General features: G+C 34.2%; 1 rRNA gene. It reads left to right on the top strand.

The window, feature by feature from the left end:
- Positions 1-83: ribosomal RNA gene (locus IDG63_RS14365) — 16S ribosomal RNA — on the top strand; the annotation flags it as partial.
- Between the last annotated feature and the right edge of the window lie 242 nt (positions 84-325).

Below are 325 nucleotides of genomic sequence, written 5' to 3'. Positions count from 1 at the left end.
AGCCGTCGAAGGTGGGACAAATGATTGGGGTGAAGTCGTAACAAGGTAGCCGTATCGGAAGGTGCGGCTGGATCACCTCCTTTCTAAGGATATATTCGGAACATCTTCTTCAGAAGATGCGGAATAATGTGACATATTGTATTCAGTTTTGAATGTTTATTTAACATTCAAATATTTTTTGGTTAAAGTGATATTGCTTATGCGAGCGCTTGACTAAAAAGAAATTGTACATTGAAAACTAGATAAGTAAGTAAAATATAGATTTTACCAAGCAAAACCGAGTGAATAAAGAGTTTTAAATAAGCTTGAATTCATAAGAAATAAT

Source organism: Staphylococcus sp. EG-SA-14 (assembly GCF_017151935.1).
GTDB classification, from domain to species: Bacteria; Bacillota; Bacilli; order Staphylococcales; family Staphylococcaceae; genus Staphylococcus; species Staphylococcus aureus.
Note: the sequence above shows the minus strand (reverse complement) of the source record. Positions and strands in the feature narration are given on the sequence as shown.